Here is a 22,355-nt window from a genome sequence, read left to right as displayed (position 1 = left end):
CCCACCCGGAACGGACCCGTTCCCCCGTCCACAGCCCCCAGAGCGCTCACTCCCGCCCGCTCCGACGCGCTGGACCGGGCCGTCGCGCGGAACAATGGGGACATGAGCCAGCAGCCCAGCTCCGAAGTCTCCCTCAAGCCCGCCCAGCCGTCCGTGGCCTCCATAGCCGCGCACCGCCCGCACACCCTGGCGGCAGTGTCCCCCGAGCTCTCGACTTCGTTCGAGCAGGGAGGGGCCCCCATCGACCTCGGACCGGACATCGACGCGGATCTGGACGCCTACGAGGACGAGAGCGAGGGCGACGAGCTGCCCTCGGGGCGCTTCCTGGACCGCGAGCGCAGCTGGCTCGCGTTCAACGAACGTGTCCTCGAACTCGCCGAGGACCCGGCCACCCCGCTCCTGGAGCGGGCCAACTTCCTGGCGATCTTCGCCTCGAACCTGGACGAGTTCTTCATGGTCCGGGTCGCCGGACTCAAGCGCCGCATCGCCACCGGCGTGGCCACCCGCTCCGCCTCCGGCCTCCAGCCCCGCGAAGTCCTCGACCTGATCTGGACCCGCTCGCGCGAGCTCATGGCCCGCCACGCCGCCTGCTACCAGCAGGACGTCGCCCCCGCGCTCGCCGACGAGAACATCCATCTCATCCGCTGGCCCGAGCTCACCGAGAAGGAGCAGGCCCGCCTCTTCACGCTGTTCCGGCAGCAGATCTTCCCGGTGCTGACGCCGCTGGCCGTGGACCCCGCGCACCCCTTCCCGTACATCTCGGGACTCTCGCTCAACCTGGCCGTGGTGGTGCGCAACCCCGTCTCGGGCCACCGTCACTTCGCCCGTGTGAAGGTGCCGCCGCTGCTCTCGCGCTTCCTGGAGGCGTCCCCGCAGCGCTATGTGCCGCTTGAGGACGTCATCGCCGCGCACCTGGAGGAGCTGTTCCCCGGCATGGAGGTGCTGGCGCACCACATGTTCCGGGTCACCCGCAACGAAGACCTCGAAGTCGAGGAGGACGACACGGAGAACCTGCTCCAGGCCCTGGAGAAGGAGCTCATGCGGCGCCGCTTCGGACCGCCGGTGCGCCTGGAGGTCGAGGAGTCCATCGACCCGTACGTACTGGACCTGCTGGTACGGGAGTTGAAGATCTCCGACGCCGAGGTCTACCCGCTGCCCGGGCCGCTCGACCTGACCGGCCTGTTCGGGATCGCCGCGCTCGACCGGCCGGAGCTGAAGTTCCCCAAGTTCATCGCCGGCACCCACCGCGACCTGGCCGAGGTCGAATCCGCCTCCGCGCCCGACATCTTCGCCGCGCTGCGCGAGCGCGACGTGCTCCTGCACCACCCCTACGACTCCTTCTCCACCTCGGTGCAGGCCTTCCTCGAACAGGCCGCGTCCGACCCGGACGTGCTCGCCATCAAGCAGACCCTGTACCGCACCTCGGGCGACTCGCCGATCGTGGACGCCCTGATAGACGCCGCCGAGTCGGGCAAGCAGGTGCTGGTCCTGGTGGAGATCAAGGCGCGCTTCGACGAGCAGGCCAACATCAAGTGGGCCCGCAAGCTGGAGGAGGCGGGCTGCCACGTCGTGTACGGCCTGGTCGGGCTCAAGACGCACTGCAAGCTGTCCCTCGTGGTGCGCCAGGAGAACGACACCCTGCGCCGCTACTCCCACGTCGGCACCGGCAACTACCACCCCAAGACCGCCCGCCTCTACGAGGACCTGGGGCTGCTCACCGCCGACCCGCAGGTCGGCGCCGACCTGTCCGACCTCTTCAACCGCCTTTCGGGATACTCCCGCCGCGAGACCTACCGGCGCCTCCTGGTCGCCCCCAAGTCCCTGCGCGACGGCCTGATATCACGGATCAACAAGGAGGTCGCCCACCACCGCGCCGGGCGGCCCGCCTACGTCCGCATCAAGGTCAACTCGATGGTGGACGAAGCCGTCATCGACGCCTGCTACCGGGCCTCGCAGGCGGGCGTGCCCGTCGACATCTGGGTGCGCGGCATCTGCGCCGTCCGCCCGGGCGTGGCCGGGCTCTCGGAGAACATCCGGGTACGTTCCGTCCTCGGCCGCTTCCTCGAACACTCCCGGATCTTCGCCTTCGGCAACGGCGGCGAGCCCGAAGTCTGGTTCGGCAGCGCCGACATGATGCACCGCAACCTCGACCGACGCATCGAGGCACTGGTCAGGGTCGCCGATCCGGCCCACCGCGCGGTTCTCGGCCGGCTCCTGGAGACCGGGATGGCGCCGACCACCGCCTCCTGGCACCTGGGCGCCGACGGGAACTGGACCCGGCACGCGGCCGACGCCGACGGACTGCCGCTGCGCCATGTGCAGGAGATGCTCATAGACGCCCGGAGGCGCCGGCGTGCAACGCCTTGAGAACATCACAGGACAGGACCCAGCGGGCGACATACTCGCCCGCTACCTCCACCTGCGGGCGGGGGAATTCCTGCGCGGACTGCGCCTGCACCGCGAGGCGGGACCCGACGGGCACGTGGCCGACGAGGCCGCCCGCGCGCTGCGCGCGACCGCCCGCCGCATCGGCGCCACGCTGGGCACCTTCCGGCCACTGCTCGACGCCGCCTGGGCCGACCAGCTGCGTACCGAACTGGCCTGGCTGGGCGTCACGTTGGGCGGCGAGCACGCCTGCGCCGCGCGCCTGAGCCGGCTCATCGACGCCCTGCACCGGCTGTCCGGCGGCAGCGGAGCGCCGGCGCGCGGCGAGGCGGGAGCGCTCACGGTCGGCGCGGCGCGCGCGGGCGCGCTGCTCGACCGCCAGCTGACGCCGGCCCGCACCCGGGCCCACTCGGCGGCGCTCCAGGCGCTCGGTTCCTCCCGCTTCCACGCGGTGGCGGACGCGGTCGCGCTGCTGGCCAGCGAGGTGCCGCTGGCGCCCGCGGCCGCCGCCCGCGCGGAGGAGGTCCTGATCCCCTCGGCGCTGGCCGCCCAGGAGCGCCTGGAGCGGGCGGTCGCCGCGCTGCCCCTGGCCCGCGCCGCCCGGCCCTACAACGCGGAGGCGCTTGTCCAGGAGAGCGAGGGCCAGGACAGCCCCTGGCACCAGGTGCGGCGGCTGCTGCGACTGCACCGGTACGCCCAGGAACTGCTGCACGCGGGCGCCCCGGACCCCGGACCCGGCGCCTTGGCACTCGACGGCCTCGCGCCCGTGGCCGCGCACGCGTGCGACCCCCACCTCTGCGGCCCGCGCCGCGACATCTCCCCGCCTCGCGCCACGGCGCCCGACCCCGCGCCCGGCGGCCGGGTCCCGCGCGATCAACTGCCCTGCGCCGCCAGGGCACTCGACCGCCACCGCGAGGCCGCCGAGGCCGCGGCCGCCGCGCAGGCCGCCGCCCGCACCCCCCGCATCGCCCCGGCGACCGCGTACGCGCTCGGCGTGCTCCACGCCGATCAGCGGCACGAGGTGGAGGCGGCCCGTTTTGCCTTCCAGCGGATCTGGCAGCCTGTGGCGGTGACGACAGCACCAGCGGCGACCACGGCCGCGCCATGAGCACCGCACCCGGAAAAACCGTCCTCGCGGCGGGCTGCGTCCTGTGGCGCCGCCCGCCCCAGGACGGCGCGCCCGTCTTTCGCGACGCCGCCCGTACCCGCCCGAACGCCATCGAGGTCTGCCTCGTACACCGGCCGAAATACGACGACTGGTCCCACCCCAAGGGCAAGTTGCGCCGGGGGGAGGACGCGCTCGCGGGGGCGCTGCGCGAGGTGCTTGAGGAGACCGGGTACACCTGCGTGCCGGGCGAACGCCTGCCCACCGCGTACTACACGGACCCGCAGGGCCGACCCAAACGCGTCGAGTACTGGGCCGCCGAGGCGGGCGGGGGCCATTTCACGCCCAGCGCGGAGGTCGACCGGCTGCTCTGGCTGCCCCCGGGCGCCGCCCACCAGCGCCTCACCGAGCCCCGCGACCGCCAGTTGCTGCTCGCGCTGCTCGACCTGCCGCGCCCCGCCTGACCCGTGCGCCGCCCCCGCCCCGGGGGGCCACAGGTGCGGAATCGGTTCTGTACGCCTCCTGAACACGAACCGGTAACGGTCGGCACCGCACTGCCCGCCACGGTTCACCTGCCGTTAACTCTCCCCCGCCGACCGCTTCACCTGTTCTGCCTAATTTCGGCCTTACACGGTGCACGGCATCCCGCCCTCACCGCCCATCCACGCACGCCGCCGTAGAACGAACGGAACCCCGGCGGCTCCCGGAAGGAACACCCGACAGTGAAGCTTCAGCGCAAGAACCGGCTCCGCGCCACCGCCCTCGGCGTCATCGCCGTGTCCAGCGCCCTGGCCCTCACGGCGTGCGGCAGCGACAACAACAGCGGCGGCGGGAGCACGGGCGGTACGGGTGGCACGGCGTCGGGCGCCGCCTCGAACGTGAAGTGCGACGGCGCCAAGGGCCAGGTCCTGGCCTCCGGCTCCTCCGCCCAGAAGAACGCCATGGACCTGTGGGTCAAGAACTACATGGCGGCCTGCAAGGACGCGCAGATCAACTACAAGTCCTCCTCCTCCGGTGAGGGCATCGTCGCGTTCACCCAGGGCACGGTCGCCTTCGCCGGCTCCGACTCGCCGCTCAACCCGCAGCAGGCGGCGGACTCCAAGAAGGTCTGCACCGGCGGCCAGGGCATCAACCTGCCGATGGTCGGCGGTCCGATCGCGATCGGCTTCCACGTCGAGGGCGTCGACAGCCTCGTCCTGGACGCGCCGACCCTCGCCAAGATCTTCAACGGCAAGATCACCAAGTGGAACGACGAGGCGATCGCCAAGCTGAACCAGGGCGCCAAGCTCCCCGACCTCGCGATCCAGGCGTTCCACCGCTCCGAGGACTCCGGCACCACCGAGAACCTGACCAAGTACCTCAGCGCCACGGCCAAGTCCGACTGGACCTACGCCCCGGCCAAGAAGTGGGCCGCCCCCGGCGGCCAGGCCGCCTCCGGCTCCGCGGGCGTGGCCGCCCAGGTCAAGCAGACCAACGGCGCCATCGGCTACTTCGAGCTCTCCTACGCCTCCGCCCAGTCGATCAAGACCGTCGACATCAACACCGGCGCCTCCGCCCCGGTCAAGGCCAGCTCCGCGAACGCCTCCACCGCCATCGCCGCCGCGAAGATCGCCGGCACCGGCAAGGACCTCGCCCTGAAGCTGGACTACACGACCAAGGCCGACAACGCCTACCCGATCGTCCTGGTGACGTACGAGGTCGCCTGCGACAAGGGCAACAAGGCCGCCACCCTCCCCGCGGTCAAGTCCTTCCTCTCCTACGCCGCGAGCACCGACGGGCAGAAGCTGCTCACCGACGCCAGCTACGCGCCGATCCCGTCCGAGATCAACTCCAAGGTCATCGAGACGATCAACTCGCTCTCGTAGAACCGCAGTTGGGCGGCCGGGCCGAAGACCCTGCCGCTCGCGTGGGGCGGGGGCCCCGATCCGGCCCCCGCCGCACACCATCCGGTGCACCGCCGCCAGGGGATCCCCCGGATCCCCGCCCACAGACCGGAAAGATCATGGCCTCTTCTCTCGTCACGGACACACCTCCGCCACCCGCTCCCGCCCCGGCAGCACGCCGCAAGCAGTCCACCGGCCGCGCGGGCGACACCATCTTCCTCGGGCTCTCCCGGGGCTCGGGCGTTCTGCTCCTGGTCGTCATGGCGGCCATCGCCATCTTCCTGAGCATCCGGGCCGGCATCGCGATATCGAAGGACCAGGGCAACTTTCTGACCACCTTCGACTGGAACCCGGCCGGCACCCCGCCGGCGTTCGGCATCGCGGTCCTGCTCTTCGGCACCATCGTCAGCTCGGTCATCGCGATGGCCATCGCGGTCCCGGTCGCCGTCGGCATCGCCCTGTTCATCTCGCACTACGCGCCGCGCAAGCTGGCCGCGCCCCTCGCGTACGTCGTCGACCTGCTCGCCGCCGTGCCCTCGATCGTCTACGGCATCTGGGGCGCCCTGTTCCTCGTGCCCTACCTCGGCGGCCTCAACGAGTGGCTCGACACCTACCTCGGCTGGACGTTCCTCTTCGAGAAGACCGAAGTCGGCGTCGCCCGCTCCATCTTCACCGTCGGCATCCTGCTCGCGATCATGATCCTGCCGATCGTGACCAGCGTCAGCCGCGAGGTCTTCCTCCAGGTCCCGCGCATGAACGAAGAGGCCGCCCTGGCCCTCGGCGCGACCCGCTGGGAGGTCATCCGCCTCTCGGTGCTGCCGTTCGGCCGCTCCGGCGTCATCTCCGCCTCGATGCTGGGCCTCGGCCGCGCGCTCGGCGAGACGATGGCCGTCGCCACGGTCCTCTCACCCAGCTACGTCCTCTCGCTGCACCTGCTCAACCCGGGCGGCGGCACCTTCGCGCAGAACATCGCCGCGAAGTTCGACGAGGCCAACCAGCTCGGCCGCGACGCCCTGATCGCCTCCGGCCTTGTCCTCTTCGTCCTCACCCTGCTGGTCAACGGCGGCGCCCGCATGATCATCGCCCGCCGCAAGGAGTACTCGGGGGCCAACGCATGACCCGCGCCACGCCCCGCGACCTCCGCACCCCGGCCCGCCGGGGCCGGCCCTGCCAAGCCCTCACCCCCGCAGCCGCAGGGAGCCCCGCATGAGTCACGTAGCCGTACAGGACGCCCGGCCGGCCGCCACGGCGCCTCACAAGGGCAGCCTCAGCCACCGCTCGCTGCCCCGCTGGGCCGGCGCCGGCTTCGCGGTCGCCGCGATCGCGCTCGCCGTGGGCATCGGCCTCGCCTTCGACCTGCGCAGCACGGTCCAGTGGGGCCTGATCGCGGCCCTGCTGTTCATCCTCATCTCCTACGCGGTCACCACGGCCGTCGAGAACAAGCGGCAGGCCAAGGACCGGGTGGCGACCTCCCTGGTCTGGGTCTGCTTCATCCTCGCCGTCATCCCGCTCTTCTCCCTCCTGTGGACGACGATCAGCCGCGGCACCAAGGTGCTCAACGGGTACTTCCTGACCCACTCGATGGCCGGCGTGCCCGCCTTCGAGCAGGGCGGCGGCATCTACCACGCGCTGATCGGCACCCTGGAGCAGATCGGCATCGCCACCCTGATCTCCGCGCCGCTCGGCCTGCTGACCGCGGTCTACCTCGTGGAGTACGGCAAGGGCGCGCTCGCCAAGGCCGTCACCTTCTTCGTCGACGTCATGACGGGCATCCCGTCCATCGTCGCGGGCCTGTTCATCCTCACCCTGATGCTGATGTTCGACCTCCAGCCATCGGGTTTCATGGGCTCGCTGGCCCTGTCGATCCTGATGATGCCGGTCGTGGTCCGCTCCACCGAGGAAATGCTCAAGCTCGTACCGAACGAGCTGCGCGAGGCGGCGCTTGCCCTCGGCGTACCGAAGTGGCGCACCATCCTGAAGGTGGTCATCCCCACCGCGATCGGCGGCATCACCACGGGCTTCATGCTCGCGGTCGCCCGCATCGCCGGCGAGACCGCCCCGATCATGCTGCTCGTCTTCGGCAGCCAGCTGATCAACACCAACCCCTTCGAAGGCGCTCAGTCCTCGCTCCCCTTCTACATCTGGGAGCAGTACCGGGTCGGCAGCGACGCCTCGTACGACCGCGCGTGGGCCGCCGCCCTCGTCCTGATCGCCTTCGTCATGATCCTCAATCTGGTGGCTCGCGGCATCGCCCGCTGGAAGGCCCCCAAGACCGGTCGCTGACGCGGCCCCTGCTCAGCGACCAGTCCTCCACAAAGACAGTGAGTCACCCATGGCCAAGCGAATCGACGTATCCGGCCTCTCCGCCTACTACGGCGCCCACAAGGCGATCGACGACATCTCCATGACCGTCGAGCCGCGCTCCGTGACCGCCTTCATCGGGCCGTCCGGCTGCGGCAAGTCCACCTTCCTGCGCACCCTCAACCGCATGCACGAGGTGACCCCCGGCGGCCGCGTCGAGGGCAAGGTGCTGCTCGACGACGAGAACCTGTACGGGGCCGCGGTCGACCCGGTCGCGGTGCGCCGCACGGTCGGCATGGTCTTCCAGCGCCCCAACCCGTTCCCCACCATGTCGATCTTCGACAACGTGGCGGCGGGGCTGCGTCTGAACGGTACGGTCAAGAAGAGCGAGCTGGCCGGCGTCGTCGAGAAGTCCCTCAAGGGCGCGAACCTCTGGAACGAGGTGAAGGACCGCCTCAACAAGCCGGGTTCCGGTCTGTCGGGCGGCCAGCAGCAGCGGCTGTGCATAGCGCGGGCCATCGCGGTGGAACCGGACGTCCTGCTCATGGACGAGCCCTGCTCGGCGCTCGACCCGATCTCCACGCTCGCGATCGAGGACCTGATCGGGGAGCTGAAGGAGCGCTTCACGATCGTGATCGTGACCCACAACATGCAGCAGGCGGCGCGGGTCTCGGACCGTACGGCGTTCTTCAACCTCGCGGCGGTCGGGCAGCCCGGCAAGCTGATCGAGATCGACGAGACCGAGCGGATCTTCTCCAACCCGTCCGTGCAGGCCACGGAGGACTACATCTCGGGCCGCTTCGGCTAGGCCCGACCCCCCAGACCGTCTGCGGTGCTGCATGGCGGTGCCACCGCAAGACGAAGGGCCCGGCCCCGGTCCTCCACACCGGGCCGGGCCCACCCCTACACCCACCCCGGGGCCCGCCCCAAACCCCGTCCGCCCTGAAGGCGCTCGTCCTCAATCTCCCCCAAGGCCTTAAGGGCCAGGGGGGACCCCGTGACGGGCTGAGGATGCCGACGCGGACCAGCAACCAGCCCCGCCAGGGGCGCGAGGAACTGCGCGCTCAGCCACCCACGATCCGCAGCCTGGACTCCTGGGGCTCGGCCCCGGACCCCATCCGGCCTGAACGGCCTCGTCCTCGAACTCCCCCAAGGCCGCAAGGGCCAGGGGCCCCCATGACGGGCTGGGGTGTGCTTGCGGGCCGGCGCCAGCCTCGTCAAGGGCGCGGGGAACTGCGCGGGCACCCCCACCGCACCCCGTACGGGCAGACGGTCGGCGTCAGCCGAAGCAGAGCTGAACCACGAGATAGCTGACCGCAGCGACCGCCCCCGCAGCCGGCATCGTGATGAACCACCCCAGGATGATGTTCTTCGCGACCCCCCACCGCACCGCGTTGACCCGCTTGGTCGCCCCCACACCCATGATCGCCGACGTGATCACATGCGTCGTGGAGATCGGCGCCTGGAACAGGAACGACGACCCGAACATGATCGACGCCCCGGTGGCCTCCGCCGCGAACCCCTGCGGCGGATCCAACTCGATGATCTTCCGCCCCAGCGTCCGCATGATCCGCCAGCCACCCGCGTACGTACCGAGCGACAGCATCGCCGCACACGCGAACTTGACCCAGATCGGGATCTCGTCCCCGGCGGACTGCACATCGGCGATGGTCAGCGCCATCACCACGATGCCCATGGTCTTCTGCGCGTCCTGGAGGCCGTGCCCGAGCGCCATGCCGGCCGCCGAGACGGTCTGCGCGATACGGAATCCACGCTTGGCCTTGTGCGGGTTCGACTTGCGGAACAGCCACAGGATCGCGCACATCACCAGGTAACCGACGATCAGGCCGATCACCGGCGAGATGAACATCGGGATGACGATCTTGTCGAGCACGCCGGACCAGTACACGGTGGTCCCGCCGGCCAGCGCCGCTCCCACCATCCCGCCGAACAGGGCGTGCGAGGAGGAGGACGGCAGCCCGAAGTACCAGGTGACCAGGTTCCAGATGATCGCGCCGACCAGCGCCGCGAACAGGATGCCCATCCCCTTGTTGCCCTCGGGCGTGGAGATCAGCCCCTCGCTCACGGTCTTGGCCACGCCGCTGCCGAGGAAGGCGCCGGCGAGGTTCATGACCGCGGCCATCGCGAGGGCGGCCCTCGGGGTCAGCGCCCGCGTCGAGACCGAGGTGGCGATGGCGTTCGCCGAGTCGTGAAAGCCGTTCGTGTACGTGAATCCGAGCGCGACGCCAATGGTCACGATCAACGCAAAGGTGTCCATGACTGGGTCAGGACTCCTTGACGGCGATGGTCTCCACCGTGTTCGCCACGTGCTCGAACGCGTCCGCCGCCTCTTCGAGCACGTCCACGATCTGCTTGAGCTTCAGCACCTCGATGGCGTCGTACTTGCCGTTGAAGAGGTGGGCGAGCAGCTTGCGGTGGATCTGGTCGGCCTGGTTCTCCAGGCGGTTGACCTCGATCCAGTACTCGGTCAGATTGGACATCGTGCGCAGGTTGGGCATGGCCTCGGCGGTCAGCACGGCCGCCCGGCTCAGGACCTCGATCTGCTGCTCGACGCCCTTGGGCAGTTCCTCCACGTTGTAGAGGACGACCAGGTCGACGGCCTCCTCCATGAAGTCCATGATGTCGTCGAGGCACGAGGCGAGGTTGTAGATGTCCTCGCGGTCGAACGGCGTGATGAAGGAGGAGTTCAGCTGGTGGAAGATCGCGTGGGTGGCATCGTCCCCCGCGTGCTCCGCTGCCCGCATGCGCTCCGCGATCTCGGCCCGGGACGCGGAATCCGCTCCGAGCAGTTCCATGAGGAGCTTCGAGCCCGTGACGATGTTGTCCGCGGATGCGGAGAACATGTCGTAGAAGCTCGTCTCCCTGGGGGTCAGACGAAAGCGCACGTGGGGTCCTCGGAGTGCTTGGGATTCGGTCAGGCTGATGCTAGGCGCATCATCCGGCCACGGCTAACCGGCGTTCTTCAGTGTCGCCCATCAGGCACAGTGATCAGCACGGACCCCCGTCCGGGGGACGAAATTCGTTACCATATACCCATGAGGGGTATCCACTCCCCTTGCCTCACAAGGCGAGCCAAGCCACCACCTTGGCGCATGGCAGGAGACAACGGGAGGACGCGATGACGACCACCGAGGCGGCCGGCCCCCCGGCCGAGCCCCCTGTGACCGATCACGACCGCGGCGTGCACGGCTACCACGACCAGAAGGACGAGCACCTCAAGCGGTTGCGCCGGATCGAGGGCCAGATCCGCGGCCTGCAACGGATGGTCGACGAGGACGTCTACTGCATCGACATACTCACCCAGGTCTCGGCGTCGACCAAGGCGTTGCAGTCCTTCGCACTCCAACTCCTCGAGGAGCACCTGCGGCACTGCGTCGCGGACGCGGCGGTGAAGGGCGGGGACGAGATCGACGCGAAGGTGGAAGAGGCGACGAAGGCGATCGCCCGCATGCTGCGAACGTGACACGCGGGGGCCCGTCGGCCCCCACTACTCGGCGCCGGCCAGCACAGGCATACCCAGCCCGTCCGGCGTTTGAGGACAAGGCCCTTCAGGCCGGGCGGGGTCTGGGGCGGAGCCCCAGTGACCCCGGCTGCGGACCGTGCGTGGCTGGCCGCGCAGTTCCCCGCGCCCCTGACTACTCGGCGCCAGCCAGCATGCGCATAGTCAGCCCGTCATGGGGGGTCCCCCCTGGCCCTTAAGGCCTTGGGGGAGATTGAGGACGAGGCCGTTCAGGCCGAACGGGGTCTGGGGCGGAGCCCCAGGGTTTTCCTTTCACCCCCGGAGGGTTTAGGGAAGGGGCGGGGAGGGGCCTCCCCGGGTCTGGGGCGGAGCCCAGGGTCAGTCTGGTGCGGGGCAGCCGGGATGCCGTTCGCCCCGCACCACATTCAGAACCTCGTCGATCAGATCGGGACTGAGCCGGTCCCCCTCCGTGGCGGACGCCGCGATCATCAATTCCCCGCACAGCTCTATCTCGACGAGGGCCACGTGGTCCTGGACGGTCACCCCGCGAAGCGAAGCCACGCACATCACCCCTTCCTCGACCTCTTCTCCCCGTCGTCGGCTTCCCAGCGTAAAGAGGGCGGCACACACCGCGCATGGCACGGACGGACCATTTCCGCCACCACCGCCCCACCTGAGGGAGCCATTCTGGCCGATTACGGTTTGATCGCGCCGTCGTAGATGTCCCCCGCCGCCGGCAACCGTACCGACGCGCCCGCCCCGAACTCGTACAGCAGCGTCGTGGAGGCCACCGCCACGGACCGCCCCCGGTTGACGTAACTGAACTGGTGCCGCACCTTGCACAGGCGCCCCGCCGCGTCGACGTACGCGTCGAACGGCACCGCCCCCTTGGAGAACCCTTTCGCCACCGTCGCGGGCAGCGCCGCGCTCCCCCGGTAGTGCCGCACCTTCACCCCGGCAAGGTCCTCCTCCCCGACGTACGTCACACCCTGCGCGTCACGCAGCAGCCCGGCGGCCGCGTAGGGATCGGTGGCCCCGCCGGTGACCAGGTTGCCGTCGGCCAGCGAGGCGGTGTCGATCCGCACCCACTTGTCGGCGGGCACCCCCGCGCCCCGGTTCTTCATGTAGAGCGCGCCCGGTGCGAGGAGCTCGGTGATCGGCTGCTTCTGCCGCGCCCCGGTGGCGTCCGGCGGCAGCAGCACCACCAACTGCCCGGTCCTGCCCCGGAAGTCGTACGTCCCCTCGCCCCGGATCGTGACACGGGTGCCCCCGGTGGCCATCTCCATGGAGGTCGTGACCCGGGACGTACCCGCCGCCACCAGCCGGTCGGCGGCCGAGCGCACGAGCGTCCCCGGGTCGGCCGGGGCGCCGCTCGCGCTCTCGGCACTGTTCGCGCCGCACCCGGCGACGGCCGCGAGCACCCCACCGGCCACCCCGCCGACCACCGCGGCGGCCACCATCGCGCCCGCTCGCCCGGCTCCGTTCCGCCGCACCACCATCGCCGCCAAACCCCCAACGCCCTCTGGCCTAGCCCATATCCCCTAACGACCGCGACCGCGCCCCCGTCACGCACGCCCGCAGTACCGTGGTGCGGTGCCCCACCAGACCACCGTCACGGAACGCGGCAGCTTCGCGATCGCCCGCTGCGGATGCGGCTGGACCGGCCCGGCCCGCCGCAGTCGCGACAGGGCCCGCGCCGACGCCGACACCCACCACACCGACCTCCCCCACACCACACCCGCCACCCCGGCCCCGCCGGCCCCCTCCACCACCTGAGCACCCGCGCGGCCACCCGGTTCGGGGGGCGCCCCCACGGGGAAGGAGCCCGCACAGCGCCCCACACGCCCCCGGGAGCCACCATGCGCCGCCGCACTCTCCTCACCGCAGCCGCCGGCTCCGCCGCGACCGCACTGGCCACCACCGGCTGCGGCCCCGCCGCGCACCCCGGCCCCGCGCCGGCCACCATCCCGCCCACCCGCTCCCCGTCCCCGAGCTCCCCGGCCACCGCGCAGGCCCCGGCCGACTGGAACGCCCTGGCCCACTCCCTCGAAGGCAGACTCGTCCGCCCCGGTGACGCCGACTACGCCGCCGCCCGCCAGCTCTACAACACCCGCTTCGACAGCCAGAAACCCGACGCCGTCGCCTACGTGGCGCACGAGGCGGACGTACAGGAATGCCTGGCCTACGCCCGCACCCACCACACCCCCGTCTCGATCCGCAGCGGCGGCCACGACTACGCGGGCTGGTCGTCCGGAACCGGACGTCTCGTCATCGACGTGTCGCGGCTCGCCTCCGTGTCGTCCGACGGCACGATCGGCGCGGGCGCCCGGCTCCTGGACGTCTACACCGGCCTCGCCAAGAACGGCCGCACCATCCCCGGCGGCTCCTGCCCCACCGTCGCCGTCTCGGGCCTGACCCTGGGCGGCGGCCACGGCGTCACGGCCCGCGCGTACGGGCTCGCCTGCGACAGCCTGACCACCGTCGACCTCATCACCGCCGACGGCCGCAAACTGCGCGCGAGCGAGCAGCAGAACCCGGACCTCTTCTGGGCGCTGCGCGGCGCGGGCAACGGCAACTTCGGCGTGGTCACCGGCCTCACCTTCCGTACCCACGACGCGCCGCGCGGCGTGACGGCGTATCTGACCTGGCCCTGGCGGCAGGCGCAAGCGGTGATCGGCGCCTGGCAGGAGTGGGGCCCCGACCAGCCCGACGAGATCTGGAGCGCCGCGCATCTGGCCGGCGGAGCCGGCGGCGCCAACCCGACCCTGACCATCGCCGCGTTCTCCCTCGGCACGTACGGCGATCTACAGAACGCCCTGGACCGCCTCGCCGACCGCGCGGGCGCGTCCGCCTCCTCGGTGTCCCTGCACCGCACCGGCTTCCAGGACGCGATGCTCCTGTACGGGGGCTGCTCCACCTACAGCCAGGCCCAGTGCCATCTGCCCGGCACCACTGCGGGCCGCGCCCCGCAGGGCGTGCTCCAACGCGAGACGTACGCCGCGAAGTCCGACTTCTACACCAAGGCGCTGCCCTCGGCCGGCATACGCCAACTCCTCGGCGGCGCCGAGGAGTTCACCCGCATCCCCGCCGCCGACAACGGGGGCGGCGGCACCATCGTGCTCACCGCGCTCGGCGGCGCGATCAACCGGGTTGCACCCGACGCCACCGCCTTCACCCACCGCACCTCACGGGTGCTCGCCCAGTACATCGCCTCCTGGCGCCCCGGCACCTCGGGCGCGACCCAGCAGTCCTGGCTGGCCCGCACCCACGACGCGATGCGCCCGTACGCCTCGGGCGCGGCCTACCAGAACTACCCCGACCCCGCGCTCACCGATTGGCGCACGGCCTACTACGGCACGGCCGCGCCGCGGCTGGCGCGGCTGAAGAAGCAGTACGACCCGGGCAGACTCTTCGACTTCCCCCAGGCGCTCTGACCCGTACCGCCGCTGGCTGGCCCCTACCGGCCCTGTCCGTACCGCAGCTGGCCCGTGCCGGCCCTGCCCGTACCGCCGCTGAGCCGGCGTCAGGCCGCCAGATCGCGCTCGGTGGAGCCCGGCCGCTCGATCGCGCCGCCGGCCGCCGCCGGGACCACCGTGAGGGTGCGCCGCGAGTGCACGAGGAGCCCGAGCCGCCGCGAGCGGGCGACGGCCGCGACCACCGGGGTGAGCAGCAGTTGGGCGAGCGGGGCGAGCAGCAGCGTGACGGCGGTGCCGAGCGCGAAGCCGCCCACGACGTCGGTCGGGTAGTGGACGCCCATGTAGACCCGGCAGAACCCTTCGAGCAGGGCGAGCCCCAGCGCGATCAGGCCGAACTTGCGGTGGGCGACGAAGAGCCCGGCACCGATCGCCATGGCGAGGGTGGCGTGGTCGCTGACGAAGGAGAAGTCGGCCTTGCCGCCGACCAGGACGTCGAGCCCCTTGTGGTCGAGGAAGGGCCTCGGCCGCTCCACGAAGTCCCGGATGGGGATGTTGACCAGGACGGCGATCCCGGCGGCCAGCGGCGCCCACACGATCCCGGCGACCGAGACGACCGCGGACTGCCGGTCCTCCGCGCGCCGCACGCTCCACCAGCACCACAGCACGACAAGCACGAGGCCGAGCAGGATCCCGTACTCGCCGACGAAGGCCACGGCTTGGTCGAGCCAGGAAGGGGCGTCCTTGGCGAGTCCGTTGATGTCGTAGAGCAGGCTGACATCGGGATTCGCTCCATCGAATGCGAGTCCAGCCATGCTGCGGCCCCTTGCCTTGATCCGTCCTGCTACCAACCCCCGTGGTCAGTACGTACATCAGTCACTGTCCAGGAAACGCCCATCACGGCCGCCGCGTTCCACTCTCCACTGAATGATCACCTCGACGTTATCGAAGAGAGATTCATCGTCGCAGCTCAGGGCCTTGGCTTCACGGAGAGTTCAAGCCACCGGAGGGCCTGGTTCAAGCCCCCGGTTTGAGCGTCGGCAGCGCGGCCGCGCCGTCCTTGGTGACCCGGGTCGCGCCGAAGTAGTCCGGCGCGTCGATCTTGTCGAAGCGGATGACGGCGCCGGTGTAGGGCGCGTTGATCATGTACCCGCCACCCACGTAGAGCCCCACGTGGTGAATGGCCCGGGAGTTGCCGAGGTCGGTCGAGAAGAAGACGAGGTCCCCCGGAAGCAGTTCGTCCCGCGCGGGGTGCGGGCCGGCGTTGTACTGGTCGTTGGCGACGCGCGGCAAAGTGATCCCGACGCTCTGGTACGCGGCCTGCGTCAGCCCGGAACAGTCGAACCGTCCCCCTTGCTCGGGCGTCCCCTCCCCACCCCACAGATAGGGCGTCCCCAGCTTCTGCTGCGCGTAGTAGATGGCGCCGGCCGCCTGCTGGGAGGGCTGCACACGCCCGACGGGGGCGGCGAAGCTCTTCTCCAGGGAGCGAATGGTCTTCACGTAACCCTGGGTCTCGCTGTAGGGCGGAACACCCTTGTAGTGGATGACGGCATAGGCGCCCGCGTTGTAGGCGGCGAGCATGTTGTCGCTCGCGTCCCCGGGTACGCCCTTGACATATTTGGCCAATTCACAGTCGTACGAGGCCGCTGACGGAATGGCATCCGCCGGGTCCCAGATGTCCCGTTTGCCGTCACCGTTGCCGTCGATACCGTGGGTCGCCCAGGTGTCGGGCATGAACTGGGCGATGCCCTGGGCGTTGACCGGGCTGACGGCGTTGGTCTTCCAGCCGCTCTCCGAGTAGAGCTGGGCCGCGAGCATGGCCGGGTTGAGGCTGGCGCAGTAGGTGCCCCACCTCTGCACCAGCGGCTGATAGGCGGCCGGTACGGCCCCCTTGGCCAGGCCGACCGCGCCGCCCGCCGAGGAGGCCAGGCCCGCCGCGGCCGAATACGTACCGACAACGAGCAGCGTGATGAAGCTCAGGCACACCCCGAACCCGATCCCGGCGACCATCCAGACTCTGCGCACCCCTCAACCCTCCCCCATCGAGGCGCGGTTCACCGCCACTTCATCCGCACTCGTGTCGCACGGGCGCGCATTCGGCCAGGGAGCTCGGCGCCCCGGCGCGAGACCCGTACGCGTCACCACCACGCTCCCCTCCCCTCCCCTCCCCTCCCCGGCGCGCCCGAATCCCCGGCGCTCCCGAAACGGTCAGCGGCCCACCTCAGCCGGCCGGCCGCCTCAGGGCAACAGGCACGCGCACACCAGCGGCTGATTTTCCGTCACCGCAGCGGTTTCCGCCGCCCGCGCCGTCGCGTGCGCCACCGGCTCCGGGTCGCCCGCCGACTCCGCCAGCTTGTACAGCGACTTGGTGACCGGCCCGAAGACGACGCTGTACGAGACGTCGGGGTCGTCACCGCCGAACTCGTACCCGCCGATCACTCCCGCGACCGCCCCGCCCGCGGTGACCCAGGGGCTGCCGCTGGTGCCACCGGGGAAGTCGGGGCAGTCGACGCGCTGCTGGGTGGCGCCGTAGGCCGTCGCCGTGTTCGTGCAGACCTGCGGGACCTCGGTGTCCGAGGGATACCCGGTGACGGTCACCGGCCCGCCCGTCGCGCGGCCGGTGAACAGCGGGGCCGCGCCCACCACGTCCTCGATCTGCTTGCCGCCCTGCGAGCCGGGCCCGAGCACCGCGAAGGCGACGTCGCTGTCCTGGTCCCCGTCCTCGTTCCAGCTGTCGTCCGCGTACACCGACTCCACCGGCCATGTCCCGTACGGCGCCGAACCGTCCCGGTAGGCGGGTGCGAACACCGTCCTGCCGCCCTCCGACTCGTCGCCCGACATGCAGTGCGCGGCCGTCACGATGAGATCGTGTCCCGAGCTGTGAACGACCGACGCGGTGCAGTAGTGCCCGCCGTCGAGATCCCCCTTGAACAGCGCGCCCACCCGCGCGTCGGCCGCCGTGGCCGGAGCGGTCGTGGTCAGGCTCCTGGCCACCGTGTCGTGGTCGCCGTACGTCGGTATGACCAGCAGCACCGCCGCCGCCGACAGCGCGCCGAACCTCCCGCGCCTGGGGGCGAACTTCCTCCCGGAGATGCCAGTGCGCTTCATACGTGCGGCTCCTGGTGGTCGGCGGCCTGCTTGCTGACTGCGAACACTCTGACTCTCGCTGCCCCCGCTGAGAACGACCATGAGGCTTTTCTTAGAAGTTTCTATGAAGCGGCCCCGCCACCGTGACCAGCCACGTCGTCCTCCGACACGACGAACGGCCCAAGGGTGTAACAACGACAGTCATTGCCCGGAGTCACGCCCCGTGATACACAGAGTGACCATGCGCGTTTCCGCATACACCGGTTCACCGCAGGTCAGGGCGGTGAACCGGTACTGCCGTGCGGGTACGGGTAAAGAGAGGCGCGAAGGCGTGCTACTCCGGCGGTTTCATCAGCGAAGATAGAACCTGACCCATGCCGCGCGGCAAGGGCTTCGAACTACCCGACAGGGGCGGTGAGTTACATGTACCTGGCAGCCGGAAAAGGCGACATCACCACCATCATCGGCGGAATCGCCCCCAACTGGGGGCCGTTCGGGACGCTCGGCAACGAGGCCCGCATCATGGTCGAGGTGGTGATGGCGGTCGCCATCCTCCTCTGCCTCGGCATCGCGGTATGGGGTGCGGCCAAACAGCGGATCGGGGCGACGGCGCTGCGCGACACCTTCAGCGCCGAACAGGGCAAGGGCCTGATCGTGGCCGGCCTGACCGGAGTCTTCATCATCGGATCGCTCGGCACGCTCTTCACCATCGTGTACGGAATGGCCGTCTGACCCCCTGTCAGCCAGGCCTCGCGTCCCTCCCGTCCCCCTCACACCATCCGTCCGTCGTGCCCACCGGCAGAGGTTGCGTCCCCCTGATGTCGAGTCACCACACCGCGCCCGCGCGGGAACCAGCACGGCTACCGTCGTACTACGCGGAACCGCACACGGTCGAGGGGGCGCAGGCATGAGTTTCGACGACGAGCCGGGCCACGGCGGGGCCGGACCCGGCCACGGCGACGACCGCTTCAGCACGCTCGGCGGCACCCGCCAGACCCGTACGCGCCTGCCCGAGCCAGCCGGCGACAGCTACGGCGCGGGCCGCCGACCGCCCCGGACGTCCCGCTCCCTGGTGATGGTGGTCGGCGTCGTGGTCCTTTTGATCGCGGCGATCGCCTTCGCGAACCGGGGCGGCGACGACACGGGCACGACCCCGGACACCACCGCGAGGCCCGGCGCCGCGGGGTCGACGGCGGCGACGGGCACGAAGCCGGTGACGGGCAAGAACGGCTCGATCCCGGCGGGCTTCCCCCAGACCGAGGAGGGGGCGCAGTCGGCTGCGGCGAATTACGCGGTGGCGTTGGGGTCCACGGGCATGTTCAACAAGGACACCCGGCACCAGATCCTCGATGCCGTGTACACCACCGCGGCCGCGGCCAAGCTCAAGGCACCACAGGACGCGGCGTACTCCGCGGACTTTCTGAAGAGGCTCGGGCTGGACGCCGAAGGCCGGACGCCGCCAGGCAATACGTTCGTCTCCCGCACCATCCCCGTGGGCACCAAGGTGCAGGACTACGGCACGGGCAGCGCGAAGGTCTCCGTCTGGTACACCGGCCTCATCGGAATGTCGGGGCCTGGTTCCACCGACCCAGTACGCACGGCGTGGAAGACGTGGACGTTCGACCTCCAGTGGTCCGACAACGACTGGAAGATCGCCGACGACACCCAGACCGACGGCCCTGCGCCCGTCCCCGGCGACATCGCGGCTTCCAGCGCCGACGCCATCAGCAAGGCCGTCGGGGAGTACGGAGGCTTCACCTATGCCCGGTAAGCCGACCCGCGTCGCCCTCTCGATCACCGGCACGTTCACAGCTGTGCAAGCTTCGGCCGTCCTGTTGGCGAGCAGGGCCTACGCAGCTCCGACCCCCACGCCCGCCCCGAGTGGTTCGCCGGGGGCCAGTCCGAGCCCCAGCGCGAGCAGTGACCCGTGTGACCTTCTGATCGGCCCCGCCAAGCAGTACTGCACCAGCGGATCGGGCGGCACCAGCAAGAGCGGCAGCATCCCCCCCACCGACGGCGGCGCAGCCGACCCCCTCACCTCGCTCTCCAAGGGCTGCGCCGACGCCGCCGTCTGGGTCGTCGACACGCTCTCCAAGTTCGTGAAGACCGCCGCCAAGGTGGACTTCACCGACCCCGCCTTCCTCAGCCGCTACGCCATCGTCTTCGCCGCCGCCACGATCCTCACCCTCGTCCTGTGGCTCCTCGCCGTCGCCAAGCGCGCCATCCGCGGCGTGCCGCTGTCGACCGCCATCTCGGAAGCCGTCGGCTTCCTGTGGCTGACGGTGCTCGCCTCCGCGTTCACCCCGCTGGTCCTCTACACCGTGGTCAACGCCACCGACGCCGTCACCGACGTCATCGCCGCCGGCACCGGCGACCAAACCGGCGTCTTCTTCGGCTCCTTCTCGGACGCGCTCAAGAAGGGCACATCCATCGGCGGCGGCCCGATCATGCTGATCGTCGTCTCCCTGGTCACCATCGTCGCCGCCGGCGTCCTCTTCCTTGAGCTCTACATCCGCGCCCTCCTGCTGTACGTGGGCGCGCTGCTCGGCGTCATCGTGTACTCGGGACTCGTCGACAAGAACATGTGGGGCCACGTCCGGCGCTGGGCCGGGATCATGATCGCGATCATCATGGTCAAACCCATCATCGTGATCGTCCTGAGCCTCGCCGGCGCGCTCTCCTCCGGCAAGGGCCCCGACTCCTTCTCGGCCGTCGTCTCCGGCCTCGCCATCATCCTGCTCGCGATCTTCGCCTCGGCGATGATCTACCGCTTCGTCCCCGGCTTCGGCGACGAGATCGCCTCCGCCCGCTCCAACCGCAAACAGGCCACCAGCGGCGCCCAGGCCGCCGCCCTCGTCTCCTCGCCCGCCGCCCTGGTCTCCCAGGGCATCAAGGCCCACAGCAGCCGGGGCAACCAGGGCGGCGGCGGCGCCGCCCAGGCGCGCCCCGCCAACCCCCTGTCCGGTGGCGTGGCCGCCCACAGCAGCCGGGGCTCCGGCGGTGGAACGGGCGGCGGAGCCGGCGGCGGAACTGTCCCCTCCGCCGCCCCTCCGCCGCGCAGCGGCAACAGCCCGACGTCCGGCACGCCGCACTCCCACCGCCGCGACACCGGCGGTACCGCAGGTAACAAGAACACTGGAGGTGGAGGGCGTTGACGACCCAGTCCCAGCCGGTCACGCCCCGCCGTACGTATCTGATCGGCCGCGCCAGGCCGTCGGCCGTCGTCGGCAAGAACCGGGAGACCGGCGAGATCGCACTGATCATCGGCGGTGCCTTCCTCGGCATGGTGTGCGGGCTGCTCGTCCCGGTCCTGTCCCTGCGCATCGTGCTCCTGATGGGTTTCCCCTTCCTGGCGCTCGCCGCGGTGTACGTGCCGTACAAGCACCGCACCTTCTACAAGTGGTTTGAAATCAACCGCAGTTATAAGCGTTCGCTGCGCCGGGGCACCGCCTACCGTTCGGGTTCACCCGAGGCGGGCGTACGCCTCGACGGGCGCGAGGTCGAGGTCGGACCGCCACCCGGCATCGGCCACATCACCTGGCTCGCCGCGCCCTTCGGCCCCGACGAGATCGCCGTCCTGCTGCATGCCGACCGGCGTACCGTCACCGCCGCCATCGAGATCGAGGGCCCCGGCGTCGGCCTGCGCGACAGCGAGGACCAGGAAGCTCTGGTCGACCGGTTCGGCACGCTGCTCAAGCACGTCGCCAACGGCGACGGCTTCGTGACCCGGCTCCAGATGCTGGCCCGCACCCTGCCCGCCGACCCCGACGCCCACGCCAAGGACGTCGCCCAGCGCGGCGACACCAAGGCGCCCGACTGGCTCCAGGAGTCCTACGACCAGCTCCAGTCCATGGTGTCCACCTCCAGCGAGCAGCACCGCGCCTACCTCGTCGCGTGCATGCAGTACAGCCGCGAACTCGCCGCCGAGGCCAACGCGATGGCCCGCGCCGCCAACCCGCACGGCCGCAAACTCGACCGCGACGCGGGCCTGGCCGTCGTCATGGCACGCGAACTGACCGACATCTGCGCCCGGCTGGCCGAGGCCGACATCCGCGTACGCCAGCCGCTCGGACAGAGCCGGCTCTCCTCCCTCGTGCACTCCATGTACGACCCGGACCACCCCATCGACCACATCCAGGCCATGACCAAGCGCAACGCCTGGCCGGCCGAGCTCGACGCGGTGGAGCCCACCTACCTCCAGGCCAAGACCCGCGAGTCCTCCACGCGGGCCCCCTGGTGCCACGCCACTGCCTGGGTCAAGGAGTGGCCGATGACCCCGGTCGGCGTCAACTTCCTCGCGCCGCTGCTCGTCCACACCCCTGATGTGATCCGCACGGTCGCCGTCTGCATGGACCTGGAGCCGACCGAAGTCGCCATCGAGCGCATGCTCACGGAGAAGACCAACGACGAGGCGGAAGCCTCCCGCGCGGCCAAGATGAACCGCACGGTCGACCCCCGCGACATCGCCGCCCACGGCCGTCTCGACCAGCGCGGCGAAGACCTCGCGAGCGGCGCCGCCGGCGTCAACCTGGTCGGCTACATCACGGTGTCCTCGCGTTCGCCCGAAGCCCTGGCCCGCGACAAGCGGACCATCAGAGCCTCCGCCGGCAAGTCCTATCTGAAGCTGGAGTGGTGCGACCGCGAGCACCACCGCGCCTTCGTCAACACCTTGCCGTTCGCGACCGGAATCCGCCGCTAGT

General features: G+C 70.6%; 21 protein-coding genes. 14 read left to right on the top strand and 7 right to left on the bottom strand.

The window, feature by feature from the left end; translation table 11 throughout:
• Positions 1-102: 102 nt before the first annotated feature.
• The 7 genes from ABR738_RS22155 (at position 103) to pstB (ending at position 8,482) form a co-directional block, all read left to right on the top strand.
• On the top strand, positions 103-2,367 hold the full coding sequence (locus ABR738_RS22155; protein WP_350231718.1) for an RNA degradosome polyphosphate kinase: 2,265 nt from the start codon (positions 103-105) through the stop codon (positions 2,365-2,367).
• Entirely contained in the window at positions 2,354-3,493 is a 1,140-nt protein-coding gene (locus tag ABR738_RS22150; protein ID WP_350231717.1) for a CHAD domain-containing protein, read from the top strand. The genes ABR738_RS22155 and ABR738_RS22150 overlap by 14 nt, the downstream gene beginning before the upstream one ends.
• Positions 3,490-3,954: an NUDIX hydrolase gene (locus ABR738_RS22145; RefSeq protein WP_350231716.1), complete on the top strand. Its 465-nt coding sequence runs from the start codon at positions 3,490-3,492 to the stop codon at positions 3,952-3,954. Before ABR738_RS22150 ends, ABR738_RS22145 begins: the two co-directional genes overlap by 4 nt.
• A 258-nt stretch (positions 3,955-4,212) precedes the next feature.
• Entirely contained in the window at positions 4,213-5,355 is a 1,143-nt protein-coding gene (gene pstS, locus ABR738_RS22140) for a phosphate ABC transporter substrate-binding protein PstS (protein ID WP_350231715.1), read from the top strand.
• Between the two features lie 137 nt (positions 5,356-5,492).
• The gene (gene pstC / locus ABR738_RS22135) at positions 5,493-6,491 is read left to right on the top strand and encodes a phosphate ABC transporter permease subunit PstC (protein WP_350231714.1); all 999 of its coding nucleotides are present in this window, start codon (positions 5,493-5,495) and stop codon (positions 6,489-6,491) included.
• Between the two features lie 88 nt (positions 6,492-6,579).
• Positions 6,580-7,656, top strand: a complete 1,077-nt coding sequence (gene pstA, locus ABR738_RS22130; RefSeq protein WP_350231713.1) for a phosphate ABC transporter permease PstA — start codon at positions 6,580-6,582, stop codon at positions 7,654-7,656.
• Between the two features lie 49 nt (positions 7,657-7,705).
• Positions 7,706-8,482: a phosphate ABC transporter ATP-binding protein PstB gene (gene pstB, locus ABR738_RS22125; RefSeq protein ID WP_350231712.1), complete on the top strand. Its 777-nt coding sequence runs from the start codon at positions 7,706-7,708 to the stop codon at positions 8,480-8,482.
• A 471-nt stretch (positions 8,483-8,953) separates the two neighbouring features.
• On the opposite strand, the gene ABR738_RS22120 is transcribed toward pstB, so the two are convergent.
• Positions 8,954-9,952: an inorganic phosphate transporter gene (locus ABR738_RS22120; protein WP_350231711.1), complete on the bottom strand. Its 999-nt coding sequence runs from the start codon at positions 9,950-9,952 to the stop codon at positions 8,954-8,956.
• Positions 9,953-9,959: 7 nt separating this feature from the next.
• Entirely contained in the window at positions 9,960-10,580 is a 621-nt protein-coding gene (locus tag ABR738_RS22115) for a DUF47 domain-containing protein (RefSeq protein ID WP_350231710.1), read from the bottom strand.
• Positions 10,581-10,813: 233 nt separating this feature from the next.
• Here ABR738_RS22115 and ABR738_RS22110 point away from each other — a divergent pair, with 233 nt between their 5' ends.
• Positions 10,814-11,158, top strand: a complete 345-nt coding sequence (locus ABR738_RS22110; RefSeq protein WP_350231709.1) for a metal-sensitive transcriptional regulator — start codon at positions 10,814-10,816, stop codon at positions 11,156-11,158.
• A gap of 375 nt (positions 11,159-11,533) precedes the next feature.
• On the opposite strand, the gene ABR738_RS22105 is transcribed toward ABR738_RS22110, so the two are convergent.
• Positions 11,534-11,722 (bottom strand): hypothetical protein, encoded by a 189-nt coding sequence (locus ABR738_RS22105; RefSeq protein WP_350231708.1) that lies wholly within the window; start codon positions 11,720-11,722, stop codon positions 11,534-11,536.
• A 128-nt stretch (positions 11,723-11,850) separates the two neighbouring features.
• Positions 11,851-12,654 carry an SCO4651 family lipoprotein gene (locus tag ABR738_RS22100; RefSeq protein ID WP_350231707.1) on the bottom strand — a complete coding sequence of 268 codons (804 nt, stop codon included), beginning with the start codon at positions 12,652-12,654 and terminating at the stop codon, positions 11,851-11,853.
• Between the two features lie 94 nt (positions 12,655-12,748).
• Here ABR738_RS22100 and ABR738_RS22095 point away from each other — a divergent pair, with 94 nt between their 5' ends.
• Entirely contained in the window at positions 12,749-12,931 is a 183-nt protein-coding gene (locus tag ABR738_RS22095; protein WP_350231706.1) for a hypothetical protein, read from the top strand.
• Positions 12,932-13,014: 83 nt separating this feature from the next.
• Complete coding sequence (locus ABR738_RS22090; RefSeq protein ID WP_350231705.1) at positions 13,015-14,589, top strand: FAD-binding oxidoreductase; 1,575 nt, start codon at positions 13,015-13,017, stop codon at positions 14,587-14,589.
• An 89-nt stretch (positions 14,590-14,678) separates the two neighbouring features.
• Here ABR738_RS22090 and ABR738_RS22085 read toward each other — a convergent pair whose 3' ends face one another.
• From ABR738_RS22085 to ABR738_RS22075, 3 genes are all read right to left on the bottom strand, one after another.
• Entirely contained in the window at positions 14,679-15,383 is a 705-nt protein-coding gene (locus ABR738_RS22085) for a phosphatase PAP2 family protein (RefSeq protein WP_350231704.1), read from the bottom strand.
• Positions 15,384-15,585: 202 nt separating this feature from the next.
• A complete protein-coding gene (locus ABR738_RS22080; protein WP_350234683.1) occupies positions 15,586-16,578 on the bottom strand; it encodes a bifunctional lytic transglycosylase/C40 family peptidase in 993 nt (330 codons plus the stop codon).
• 228 nt (positions 16,579-16,806) lie between these two features.
• On the bottom strand, positions 16,807-17,676 hold the full coding sequence (locus ABR738_RS22075) for a trypsin-like serine peptidase (protein WP_350231703.1): 870 nt from the start codon (positions 17,674-17,676) through the stop codon (positions 16,807-16,809).
• Positions 17,677-18,078: 402 nt separating this feature from the next.
• Here ABR738_RS22075 and ABR738_RS22070 point away from each other — a divergent pair, with 402 nt between their 5' ends.
• The 4 genes from ABR738_RS22070 (at position 18,079) to ABR738_RS22055 (ending at position 22,354) form a co-directional block, all read left to right on the top strand.
• Positions 18,079-18,387 carry a DUF8827 family protein gene (locus ABR738_RS22070; protein WP_053729027.1) on the top strand — a complete coding sequence of 103 codons (309 nt, stop codon included), beginning with the start codon at positions 18,079-18,081 and terminating at the stop codon, positions 18,385-18,387.
• Positions 18,388-18,562: 175 nt separating this feature from the next.
• The gene (locus tag ABR738_RS22065; RefSeq protein ID WP_350231702.1) at positions 18,563-19,426 is read left to right on the top strand and encodes a hypothetical protein; all 864 of its coding nucleotides are present in this window, start codon (positions 18,563-18,565) and stop codon (positions 19,424-19,426) included.
• Positions 19,416-20,810 (top strand): hypothetical protein, encoded by a 1,395-nt coding sequence (locus tag ABR738_RS22060; RefSeq protein WP_350231701.1) that lies wholly within the window; start codon positions 19,416-19,418, stop codon positions 20,808-20,810. The genes ABR738_RS22065 and ABR738_RS22060 overlap by 11 nt, the downstream gene beginning before the upstream one ends.
• The gene (locus tag ABR738_RS22055) at positions 20,807-22,354 is read left to right on the top strand and encodes an SCO6880 family protein (RefSeq protein WP_350231700.1); all 1,548 of its coding nucleotides are present in this window, start codon (positions 20,807-20,809) and stop codon (positions 22,352-22,354) included. Before ABR738_RS22060 ends, ABR738_RS22055 begins: the two co-directional genes overlap by 4 nt.
• The last annotated feature ends 1 nt before the right edge of the window (position 22,355 follow it).

This window comes from Streptomyces sp. Edi4 (assembly GCF_040253615.1).
Classification (GTDB): domain Bacteria; phylum Actinomycetota; class Actinomycetes; order Streptomycetales; family Streptomycetaceae; genus Streptomyces.
The sequence above is the reverse complement of the archived record's forward strand: the minus strand, read 5'-3'. Positions and strand labels throughout refer to the sequence as shown.